Origin of the sequence: Streptomyces sp. NPDC006261, from assembly GCF_040613515.1 — a bacterium.
Classification (GTDB): Bacteria; Actinomycetota; Actinomycetes; order Streptomycetales; family Streptomycetaceae; genus Streptomyces.
In genome coordinates this window covers 1-10,886 of sequence record NZ_JBEXSI010000110.1, presented here as the reverse complement: position 1 = coordinate 10,886, position 10,886 = coordinate 1, and the positions used below count along the sequence as shown (strand labels likewise).

The 10,886-nt window shown below is 74.0% G+C and carries 10 protein-coding genes; 6 read left to right on the top strand and 4 right to left on the bottom strand.

What is annotated here, in order from left to right; genetic code table 11:
• Positions 1 to 36: 36 nt before the first annotated feature.
• Complete coding sequence (locus ABZ154_RS34030) at positions 37 to 1,185, bottom strand: hypothetical protein (protein ID WP_356838256.1); 1,149 nt, start codon at positions 1,183 to 1,185, stop codon at positions 37 to 39.
• Positions 1,082 to 2,026 (bottom strand): phosphatase PAP2 family protein, encoded by a 945-nt coding sequence (locus ABZ154_RS34025; RefSeq protein WP_356838254.1) that lies wholly within the window; start codon positions 2,024 to 2,026, stop codon positions 1,082 to 1,084. The genes ABZ154_RS34030 and ABZ154_RS34025 overlap by 104 nt, the downstream gene beginning before the upstream one ends.
• 242 nt (positions 2,027 to 2,268) lie before the next feature.
• Between ABZ154_RS34025 and ABZ154_RS34020 the strand changes: the two genes are divergently transcribed.
• Positions 2,269 to 2,868, top strand: coding sequence for a histidine phosphatase family protein (locus tag ABZ154_RS34020; protein ID WP_356838252.1), 600 nt, complete (start codon positions 2,269 to 2,271; stop codon positions 2,866 to 2,868).
• 189 nt (positions 2,869 to 3,057) lie between these two features.
• Here ABZ154_RS34020 and ABZ154_RS34015 read toward each other — a convergent pair whose 3' ends face one another.
• Positions 3,058 to 4,434 (bottom strand): tetratricopeptide repeat protein, encoded by a 1,377-nt coding sequence (locus ABZ154_RS34015; RefSeq protein ID WP_356838251.1) that lies wholly within the window; start codon positions 4,432 to 4,434, stop codon positions 3,058 to 3,060.
• 243 nt (positions 4,435 to 4,677) lie between these two features.
• Here ABZ154_RS34015 and ABZ154_RS34010 point away from each other — a divergent pair, with 243 nt between their 5' ends.
• A complete protein-coding gene (locus tag ABZ154_RS34010) occupies positions 4,678 to 5,139 on the top strand; it encodes a hypothetical protein (protein ID WP_356838250.1) in 462 nt (153 codons plus the stop codon).
• A gap of 111 nt (positions 5,140 to 5,250) precedes the next feature.
• Positions 5,251 to 6,171: a fused MFS/spermidine synthase gene (locus ABZ154_RS34005; protein WP_356838248.1), complete on the top strand. Its 921-nt coding sequence runs from the start codon at positions 5,251 to 5,253 to the stop codon at positions 6,169 to 6,171.
• A gap of 9 nt (positions 6,172 to 6,180) precedes the next feature.
• On the opposite strand, the gene ABZ154_RS34000 is transcribed toward ABZ154_RS34005, so the two are convergent.
• On the bottom strand, positions 6,181 to 6,753 hold the full coding sequence (locus ABZ154_RS34000) for a hypothetical protein (RefSeq protein ID WP_356838247.1): 573 nt from the start codon (positions 6,751 to 6,753) through the stop codon (positions 6,181 to 6,183).
• A 154-nt stretch (positions 6,754 to 6,907) separates the two neighbouring features.
• Between ABZ154_RS34000 and ABZ154_RS33995 the strand changes: the two genes are divergently transcribed.
• From ABZ154_RS33995 to ABZ154_RS33985, 3 genes are all read left to right on the top strand, one after another.
• Entirely contained in the window at positions 6,908 to 7,639 is a 732-nt protein-coding gene (locus tag ABZ154_RS33995; RefSeq protein ID WP_356838245.1) for a response regulator transcription factor, read from the top strand.
• Complete coding sequence (locus ABZ154_RS33990) at positions 7,636 to 9,111, top strand: HAMP domain-containing sensor histidine kinase (RefSeq protein ID WP_356838244.1); 1,476 nt, start codon at positions 7,636 to 7,638, stop codon at positions 9,109 to 9,111. Before ABZ154_RS33995 ends, ABZ154_RS33990 begins: the two co-directional genes overlap by 4 nt.
• A gap of 144 nt (positions 9,112 to 9,255) precedes the next feature.
• Positions 9,256 to 10,755 carry a cellulose binding domain-containing protein gene (locus ABZ154_RS33985; RefSeq protein WP_356838242.1) on the top strand — a complete coding sequence of 500 codons (1,500 nt, stop codon included), beginning with the start codon at positions 9,256 to 9,258 and terminating at the stop codon, positions 10,753 to 10,755.
• The last annotated feature ends 131 nt before the right edge of the window (positions 10,756 to 10,886 follow it).

Below are 10,886 nucleotides of genomic sequence, written 5' to 3'. Positions count from 1 at the left end.
CGGCCACACGCACGGCGGACAGCTCTGGCCGGGGAACTACCTCGCCGAGCTGGCCAACCCGACCGTCGCCGGGCTCGAACGGTACGGCGACACGCCCTCCTTGCCCGCGGCGGCGGCCAGCACCCCGGCCACCGTGGTCAGCCCGCCCAGCTCACCGCGCACACTCCGCCCGAGCGACTCCACGGCCCCCTCGGCCCGGGACCGCGCCCGGCAGTGGAAGGCCAGCTCGCAGGCGGCCAGGCACTCGGGGGCGTAGGCCGCGGTGACGGAGGAGACGGCGGACTCCAGCTCCTGCGGCGAGCACGCCGGGTCGAAGGTCGTCCCCTCCGGCAGGGCCTCCGCGATGTCCTCGATGCGGGTGAGGCGGGTCAGCTGGCGGCGGGTCACGGCGCGCTGCTTGCGTACGTCGACGACGGAGGCGGTCGGCAGGTTGGAGAAGTCCTTCGGGCAGACCAGCAGCACCTGGTGGCCGACCTCGGCCCCCCCGGTCACGGCCGCGACCCGCTCCAGCGCCAGCACGTAGACCGCGGCCTGGCGGGCGGCGGCCCCGACCTTCGCGGCGTCGGCGGAGGCGTCGATCATCGGGAACGACTTGATCTCGACGACGGTCCAGCGGCCGTCGGGGTGCACCACCACCGCGTCCGGCTCCAGATAGGCGGGGGAGCCCGCCACCTCCAGGGCCAGCATCGGGTGGTCCAGCAGCGTCCAGCCGCCCGCCGCCGTCGCCTCGCGCAGCGCGAGCGCGGTCCGCGCGGCCCGGCCCTCGGGACCGGCGGCGCTCAGGTCGGGCGTGGAGACGTCCCCGGCCGGGGCGGGGGAGCCGCCGCCGAGCCGCTCGTACAGCAGACGCAGCAGCTCGGTGCCGCCGTCGGCCTTGACCTTGGCCTCGAAGGCGTTGCCCCGCATGAAGGCGAACTGGGACTGCCCGAAGGGGGCGGGCGAGCCGAGCGCGGTGGCGAGCACCCCCTTGTCGACCCCGGCGCCGTCGAGCAGGGCGCGGCGCTTGCAGCCGGGGTTGGCGGCGAGAGCGGCGAGCGCGCGGGCGTCGAGCGGATGCGGGGCGACGGAGGGGCCGCGCAGCTCAGCGAGCCGCTGCCGGAGCGTCGTCGGCCGAGGCTGTCGCGCCGTCGGCTGCCGCGTCGGGGGAATCTGCGGAGGAGGTCCGCTGGCCGGGGATTCGCTCACCCGCGGAAGTCTTGCATCCGGCACTGACAATCGGGGACTCCACCGGCTCGGAGGCCGTACGCACGGTGGCGAAGGCGGTCCCCAGACGCCCCTTCACCCGATCGGCCAGCCGCATGACCGGCCTGGTCAGCAGGGCTCCGAGCCCCATCACGGCGCCGCCCGCGACCGCGTCCAGGAAATAGTGGTTGGCGGTACCCATGACGATGACCGTGGTCACCAGGGGGTACGCGATGCCGGCGGCCCGCAGCAGGGGGTGCCTGGCGTGGCGCCACAGGAGGACGCCGCACCACAGGGACCAGCCGACGTGCAGGCTCGGCATGGCCGCGTACTGGTTGGTCATCCCGCTCAGCCCGCGCGGGGCGCTCGCGCCGGCGCCCCACCAGCCGTACGCGCTGTACTGCGCCATCGTGTCGACGAAGCCGTGGCCGGCGTCCAGCAGCCGGGGCGGGCAGGTCGGCATCAGCGTGAAGCCGACCAGACCGAGCAGGGTCGAGTTCATCAGCCAGACCCGGGCCGCCCGGTACGCGGCGGATCTGCGCCGGAACATCCAGACCAGGACCGCCGGGGTGACGAGGTAGTGCAGGGAGGCGTAGGCGAAGTCGGCGGGTATGCCTATGGAGGGGGTGCTGGTGAAGAGACGATTCAGCGGGTGCTCGGCGTTGAGGTGGAACGCCTGCTCGAACCGGAGGATCGCCAGGCCGTTGTCCACGGCCGCCGAAACGTCCCCGCGCACGAGGAGGCGGCCCATCGAGTAGAGGCCGTACACCACCGCGATCAGTGGGAGCTCCGTCCACCAGCGGGGCCGATGACCGGTCGCGGGCAGGGCGGTGGCGTGCGGCATCCGGTGGCTCTCCCCATGTTCATGCGGCCGACGGCGGGCGTTCAACCGTAAGGCGGCGACAAGCCGCCGACTCCCCCGGGGGTCCCCTTGCGGACGTCCCGTACGCAACCTGCCCCGTCGTGGCTCCGGTACCGCGGCGGACGGTCGCTCAGAGAGGGACGTCGCCGCCGCCCCGGAGGTTGCCTCGCGAGGCGGTACGGGATGATGGAGGGACCAGCACCACCGTTCCAGGGAGAGCCTTCATGGCACCGCGCATCCTGCTCGCTCGGCATGGTCAGACCCAGTGGTCGGTCCAGGGCAACCACACCGGCAGGACGGACATCCCGCTCCTGGACACCGGTCGCGAGGGCGCGAAGCTGCTCGGTGAACGGCTGCACCGGGCGCCGTGGGGCGGGCTGCCCGGGGTCGAGGTCCGCACCAGCCCGCTCGTCCGTGCCTCCGAGACGTGCGAGCTCGCCGGCTTCGGGGAGCGGGCGGAGCCGTGGGACGCGCTGATGGAGTGGGACTACGGGGCGTACGAGGGGCTGACCCCGGCGCAGATCAAGGCGGACCGGCCGGACTGGCTGATCTGGCGTGACGGCGTCCCCGAGGGGGAGAGCCTCGCGGAGGTCACCGCCCGCGCGGACGAGGTGGTGGCCTGGGCGCGCTCGGCGGACCGGGACGTCCTGGTCTTCGCCCACGGCCACATCCTGCGCGTGCTGGCCGCGCGCTGGCTGGGCGAGGACGTGTCCTTCGGCGCCCGCCTCCGCCTGGAACCGACCTCGTTGTCGGTCCTGGCGTGGGCGTACGGTCTGCCGGCGCTGGAACGCTGGAACGACACGGGGCACCTGGAGGGTTTTTGAGCCCGTCCGGCGTCTTTTCAGGCCCGTCCGGCGTCTGAGGACGTAACCGTCGAGCACGTTCCGGGTGCACTGCATGGGTCTCCCGCGGCACGGGATCCGAAAGAGTGCCCGCTCATCCAGGCAAGGGTTCCGTCCTCAAACGCCGGACGGGTCGGGAGGACCCCGGAACGGGCTGGACGCGGCGGCCCCTCAGGCGGAGCGGGACTCCCGGTGGCGGGTCAAGAAGGAGGCGGCCGCCGACACCCCACCCGCCCGGGCCTCCAGCATCCGTACCGCCCCCGCCACCATCCCCCGGATCCGCGAGGACTGGACCCGGTCCAGCAGGTCCAGCACCTGGTGGCCCGTCGCCGCCGCCTCCTCCACCCGGCCCGCCCGCGCCAGGTCCCCCGTCAGCTGCGCCCGGTACAGCGCCAGGTTCCGGGTGAAGTGCGCGTCCTGGAGCGCCGCCGCCCGCCGCCCGTGCCGCGCCGCCCGGGACCAGTCGCCCAGCGCCGACCAGCACTGCGCCTCCAGCAGCTCCAGCTCCGCCTCCCGGAAGAAGCTCATCCACTCCGGGTCACCCCCGGCGGCCCCCCGCTCGAACGCCGCCCGGGCCCGCCCGATCGCCCGGTCGCACCCCGTACGGTCCCCGAGCCCCGCCCGGCCCCCCGCCTCCCGCAGCGCGAGCAGAGCCAGCAGCCGGGGCGAGCCCAGCGTGCGGGCCGCCCGCTGCCCGGCCTCGGCCGCCCGTACCGCCTCGCGGGGTCGCCCCGCGTCCCGGGCCAGGAACGACGTGTTGCAGAACGCGTGCGCCTCGAGCCCCGCGTCCCCCGCCAGCCGCGCCGTCGCCAGCGCCTCCGCGTAGTGCGAGCGCGCGTCGTCGAAGCGCCCCGAGTCGTGGGCCAGCCACCCCACCGAGATGGCGAGCTCGCCCGCGCCCGCGTGCAGCCGGTCCGCGGTCGCCCGCCGTGTGGTGGTCCCGGCGTCCAGCAGCTCGTACGCCGCCTTCAACGGCCGCGAGGCCTGCCGGTAGAGCCCGTCCGCGCCGTGCCGGTCGTCCAGCACCCGGATCCGCCGTACCGCCTGCTCGACGGCGTCCACCTCGCTCTCACCGACCCGGCGCTGTGCGGGCAGGGAGACCCTGGCGGCGGCGGGCGCCCCGCCGAGACCCAGGGAAGCGGCGGCCACGGTGGCCGTGCCGCTCATCATGAACACGCGACGCAGCACGTCGCTCTCCTCGTCGGTGTGGCCGGTCTCATCGGTGGTGCGGTGAAGAGGCGCGGCGGGCTCGGGTGGCGGCGGCTCGGAGACGACCCGCGCCCCCCGCCCCCGTACGCTCTCGCGGGCCGAAAAACCCAGGTCGGCCAGGGAGGCCCCGGGGAACATGTGCAGGAAGACCCGTTCGTACGCGTAGTTGGGGCAGCGGATCTCCCCGGACTCCACGCGTCCGATGTACCGGGCATCGCACGCGACCTGCTCACCGATCTCCCGCGCCGCCCTGCGGACGGCGGCCGCGAACTCTCCTGCGGAGCGCTGTCCGCGCAGCTGACGGAAGACGAGGTTGGGAACTGCCCCTGTCGACACCATGGCCGGACCCTCTCTGGTGCGAGCCGGGTTCTGCTTTCCGGTGTCCCGGCGGAGCAAGAACGTACCTGCTGTGACAGGGAACACACGCGGTCATTTGTTATATATGCGGGCATCTCTCCCGTGATCCGCCATGAACTGCCACCCTTTGCGGCGGTGTGGTCCCGTAGCCCTTGACGGCTTCGCGCCGTTGGTCCATGTGGAGACGGAGTGTGGCTCCGTTCGGCGATGAGAGGAGGGGTTCCCTTGCTGCGCATCGGCATGGAGACCGGCTCACGGACGACCGCGACGAACTCGACGGACCTGACGACGACCACGACCCCCACCACCGACCCCGCACCGGCACCCGCACCCGCGGACCGGTCCTGCGACCTCGTCACCGTCCCCGCCCGGCAGGGGCTGGAGGCCGTCGACATCCTCCGCCGCGGCCGGGACCACGAAGCCGTCGGCCCGGTGCTGCACGACGGCGCCTGCGACACCCTCGGCTTCCTCGTCCCCCCGGGCACCGCCGACGCCTGGGACGTACCGGGCAGCGCCTGTACGCGGACCGACGGCCGCGGGCTGCGCCTCCCCACCACCCCGCCCGCCGCCGGTTCCGGCTGGCTGCTCCCGCCCGCCGAGGACGCCCCGGTCACCGACCCCGCCGCACTCCGCGCCGCCCTCGACCAGGCGGCCCGCCTGCTGGAGGCGGCCGACGGCTGCAGCTGAGCCGACGGCCGCAGGGCGGGCTTCCCTGGCGCCGGGCTCATAATGGCCGGACGGGCGGACACCTCCGCTGCTGCCGGTATCCCGGGACCCGACCAGCGAGGACCAGCGCACGTGGCACGTCGAGGAGCGCCGGCCGGGGACAAGGGCAAAGGCAAGGGCAAGGGCAAGAAGGACCGCGCGAGCGGCAGGGCGGAGCGCGAACCCTTCTCCGGACCCGTCGACAGCGGTCTCGCCGAGCTCATACCCGACCGGGAGCGCCCGGACGGCTGGACGCTGCTGCTGGACGGCGCCCCGCAGTCCCACGTGGACCTCGGCGACCCCGCGCACCTCTCCTTCGCCTACCAGCGCCGGCTCGGCCACATCATCGACCTCGCCGCACCCCCGCTCCAGCCCCTGAACGTCCTGCACCTCGGCGGCGGCGCCTTCACCCTCGCCCGGTACACGGCGGCCACCCGCCCCCGCTCCACCCAGCAGGTCGTCGAGGTCGACGCGGCCCTCGTCCAGCTCGTCCGCGACCGGCTCCCGCTGGACCCGCAGGCCCGCGTACGGGTCCGGGCGCTGGACGCCCGCGAAGGGCTCGGCAAGTTCCCGGACGGCTGGGCGGATCTGGTCATCGCGGACGTCTTCAGCGGCGCCCGGACCCCGGCCCACCTGACCTCCGCCGAGTTCCTCACCGACGTACGCCGGGTGCTGAAGCCTTCAGGCCAGTACGCCGCGAACCTCGCCGACGGGCCGCCGCTCGCCCACCTGCGCGGCCAGGTGGCCACGGCCGCCGCCGTCTTCCCCGAGCTGGCGCTCGCCGCCGACCCGGTGGTCTGGCGCGGCCGCCGCTTCGGCAACGCGGTCCTGCTCGCCTCCGCGCTGCCGCTGGCGGTCGCCGAGTTCACCCGCCGGGTGGCGAGCGACCCGCACCCCGGCCGGGTCGAACACGGGCGGGCGCTCACGGACTTCACCGGGGGTGCGGCGGTCGTCACGGACGCGGCCGCCAAGCCGTCACCGGCACCCCCGCCGTCCGTCTTCGAGAACCCCTGAACAGAGGGCCTACGGTTCGACGACCTGCACCGTCGGCGGCGTCCCGTTCCAGGTGCAGAACACCGAGTACGTCTTCCCGTCCACCCCGCCCCCGTCGCTGAAGTCCACCCGGATCCAGGCGTCGTTCGTCCACACCTGCATCGACCAGCCCGGCTCAGGCGTCGCCGAGACCAGCTTCGCCGAGCTCTTCCCCAGCTCGAAGACGACCCGGCCGCCGGCGGTCCGGTACCCCTTCACCTCACCGGAGTCCGCGGCGGGCTTGGGGGAGGCCGGAGGGCGCGCGGTGGCGCTCGACGGCGTACGGGAGGGGCGTGCGGCCGACGGCGAAGGGCTCGCACTGCTGCTGCCCGCCGAGGGAGAGGGGGAAGGCGACGGCGAGGAGCGGTACGTCGACGAGACGAGCGGCTCCCCGGTGGACTGCCCGATCCGCTGAGGAGCCCCCGCGCCCACCGAGATGGGCACGGCCCGGGGCGGGTCGTACGCCGTCCCCGTCATGACCGTGTGCACACCCCACCACGACAGCGTGACCGCCGCGCCGGTGGCGAGCGACCACGCGAGCGCGTGTACGAGTCCTCGTTGCATCCGGGACATCCTGCACCACCCGGACCTGGACTGTCCCCCTCCGGTACCTCCTGTTCCGCCTCGGAACCGCCTCCGTTCCGGCCTTTGCGGAGGATTCCGGCGAGGTGGGACGGGGCGGGGACCCGGCCCGTCCGCATGGCGTACGGTGCCGCCCATGGCAAGTGTGCTCGTGGTCGAGGACGACCAGTTCGTACGTTCCGCCCTCATCCGGCACCTCAGTGAGGCCTCCCACACGGTACGGAGTGTGGGCACCGCGCTCGAAGCGCTGCGCGAGGTCGCGCACTTCCGCTTCGACGTGGTCATCCTCGACCTCGGGCTGCCCGACCTGGACGGCGGCGAGGCGCTCAAGATGCTCCGGTCCATCACCGACGTCCCGGTCATCATCGCCACCGCCCGGGACGACGAGAGCGAGATCGTCCGGCTGCTCAACGACGGCGCCGACGACTACCTGACCAAACCCTTCTCCGTCGAGCACCTCTCGGCCCGCATGGCCGCCGTGCTGCGCCGCTCACGCGCGGCCGGGGACCAGGCGCCGCCGCCCCGGGTCATCCGCGTCGGCGGGCTCGCCATCGACCCGCTGCGCCGCCGCGCCGAACTGGACGGCGCCGAAATTGACCTGACCCGGCGTGAGTTCGACCTACTGACCTTCCTCGCCGGGCGCCCCGGGGTGGTCGTCGCCCGCAAGGAGCTGCTGGCCGAGGTCTGGCAGCAGTCGTACGGCGACGACCAGACCATCGACGTCCATCTGTCGTGGCTGCGCCGCAAGCTCGGTGAGACCGCCGCCCGGCCGCGCTATCTGCACACCCTGCGCGGCGTCGGCGTGAAGCTCCAGCCGCCCGCCGACGTGCCGCCCGCCGACGCACCGGCCACGGGGCCGCCCGCATGAGGTGGGCCCTGGTGAAGGTGTGCCTGGCGGTCACCGCGATGGTCGTCATCGCCTTCGCCGTACCGCTCGGACTGGTCATCCGGGAGATGGCCAGCGACCGGGCCTTCTCCGACGCCGAACGCCAGGCCGCGATGATCGCCCCGGCGCTCTCCATCACCACCGACCGCGAAGAGCTGACCCGGGCCGTCCTCTCCACCGAACCGGGCGACCGGGGGCGGCTCGCCGTCCACGTCCCCGCCCCGGAGAAGGCCGCGGACGGAACCGAGGGCGAGGCCCTGGACATCGGGACCCGGCGGGCGACGCCCAAGGACGTCGAGACCGTACGCAAGGCCGGGCGCGCCTCCATCACCGAGGTCACCGACGGCTTCGCGCTGCTCCAGCCCACCGCGCTGTCCACCGGGGACATCGCCGTGGTGGAGGTCTTCGTGCCCGAGGGCGAGGTCTCCAACGGGGTCGCCACCGCCTGGCTGATCCTGGCCGGGGTCGGCGTCGCCCTGATCGTCGGCTCGGTGGCGGTCGCGGACCGGCTCGGCGTACGGATGGTCCAGCCCGCCCAGCGCCTCGCGGGCGCCGCCCAGGACCTGGGGGAGGGGCGGCTCGGCACCCGGGTCCCCGAGGAGGGCCCCACCGAACTCCGTTCCGCCGCCGTCGCGTTCAACTCCATGGCTGACCAGGTCGTCCAGCTCCTGGCCAACGAGCGCGAGCTCGCCGCCGACCTCTCGCACCGGCTGCGCACCCCGCTCACCGTCCTCCGGCTGAACGCCGCCTCCCTCGGCGAGGGCCCGGCGGCCGACCAGACCCGGGCGGCGGTGGAGCAGCTGGAGCACGAGGTCGACACGATCATCCGGACCGCCCGTGAGCAGCGCCCGCAGACCCAGGGCGTCCAGACGGGCGCGGGGGCGGGCTGCGACGCCTCCGAGGTGATCCGCGAACGCATGGGCTTCTGGTCGGCGCTCGCGGAGGACGAGGGGCGCGAGGTGCGGCTCGCGGGAGTGGACCGTACGGTGCGCATCCCCGTCGCCCGCCCCGAACTGGCCGCCGCCCTCGACGCCCTGCTCGGCAACGTCTTCCGCCACACCCCCGAGGGCACCGCCTTCTCCGTCGACGTCCACCACAGCGGTGACGCGGTCATCGTCCTCGTCTCGGACGCGGGCCCCGGGATCGCCGACCCGGAGGCGGCCCTGGCGCGGGGGACCAGCGGCGGTGGCTCCCGGACGGGCGCGGTCGGCTCCACCGGCCTCGGCCTGGACATCGCGCGCCGGGTCGCCGAGTCCACCGGCGGCGACCTGCGCATCGGCCGGTCCGTGCTCGGAGGCACGGAGGTCCGCATCTGGATCGGGCTGCACGGCAGCAGCCCGGAGCGCGGACGGCGCGGCCACGGCCGCCGGGTCGCCCGCCGGTTCGGCCGGCAGCGCCGCAAGGATCCCCGGACCACGGCCGGTCCCGGACCTCGGCCCGGGGCCCATCATTAACGCGCTCCCATGCGTCCCTTAAGCCCACCCTAAGAACATCAACTCCGGTCCGTAAAGCAACTTTTGCCCGTTCCGCTGCCGCTAGCGTCTGTCGCGTACCCCCCAGAGAGATCCGCAGGACACAGAGGCAGGCAGGGCACGTTGATGGGTTCCCGTACACACCGCCGCACGGCGGCCACCCGTACCAGGACGATCGGTGCGGTCGTCGCCGCAGCGGTCATCGGCGGGACGGTGTTCGCCCTGACCGGTACGGCGCAGGCAGCCGCGATCGGCGCCGCGTACACCCGGACCAGTGACTGGACCAGCGGCTACACGGGGCAGTACGTCGTCACCAACGAGACCGACAAGACCCTCACCGACTGGACCCTTCAGTTCGACCTCCCGGCGGGCACGCGGATCGGCTCGCTCTGGAACGGCGAGCACACGGTCCAGGGCAACCGCGTCACCGTGAAGCCCGCGAGCTGGGACAAGGAGCTGGCCCCCGGCAGGTCCGTGACGGTCGGCTTCGTCACCTCGGCCACCTCCGCCACCGGCACGGCGGGCGACCCGGCCTCCTGCCTCATCAACGACGCCACCTGCTCCGCCGGCGGCCCGGCCCCCACCCCCAGCGGCCGCCCCACGCACACCCCCACGACCGGACCCACCCCCACCTCCTCCGCCTCTCCCCCCGCGTCCGCGTCCCCCAGCGCGACCGCGCCGACCCCCACGCCGGCCCCCACCGCCACCGGTCGCCCCGGTGGCGGCGGGGAAACCGGCTCCCGGTTCGCCCCCTACGTCGACACCTCGCTCCATCCCGCGTACGACCTCCTCGACACCGCCACGAAGACCGGGGTGAACGAGTTCCACCTCGCCTTCATCACCTCCGGCGGCAGCTGCGCCCCGCTCTGGGGCGGCGTCACCGGCCTCGGCGACGACCACGTGGCGAAGCAGATCGGCGCGCTCCGGGCCGAGGGAGGTGACGTCCGGGTCTCCTTCGGTGGCGCGGCCGGTGCCGAACTGGCCCTGAACTGCTCCTCCGCCGCCGACCTCGCCGCCGCGTACGGAAAGGTCGTCGACGCCTACCAGCTCACCAAGGTCGACTTCGACATCGAGGGCGCCGCCCTGCCGGACGCGGCCGCCAACACCCGCCGCGCCCAGGCCATCGCCCAGCTCCAGAACAAGTACCCGGACCTGGACGTCGCCTTCACCCTGCCCGTCATGCCCGAGGGTCTGACCCGGCCCGGCATCGACCTGCTCGCCGACGCCAAGAAGAACGGCGTCCGGGTCGACGCGGTCAACATCATGGCGATGGACTACGGTCCCGCCTACAGCGACGACATGGGCGAGTACGCGATCCAGGCGGCGACCGCCACCCAGGCCCAGATCAAGGGCATCCTCGGGCTCTCCGAGTCCGCCGCGTGGAAGGCCGTCGCCATCACCCCGATGATCGGCGTGAACGACGTCGTCACCGAGATCTTCACGGTCGAGGACGCCACGCAGGTGGTGAAGTTCGCCCGGGAGAAGGGCGTCGGCCGCCTGGCCATGTGGTCCGGCACCCGGGACAAGGCCTGCCCGGGCGGGCCCAAGCCGGCCGCCGACGCCACGTGCAGTTCCATCGACCAGGAGCCGCTGGCCTTCACGAAGGCGTTCGCGGCCTACCGCTAGGGCCCCCTCCCGCAGACCGCCCCCGCACCCCCCACGCGCGCGCCCCGGCCGGGCCCCCCCACCACCGGCCGGGGCACCGCCGGCTACAAGCTCGGCCGCAACGCGCGGAGTGAGGCGAGCGAGAAGCAGGC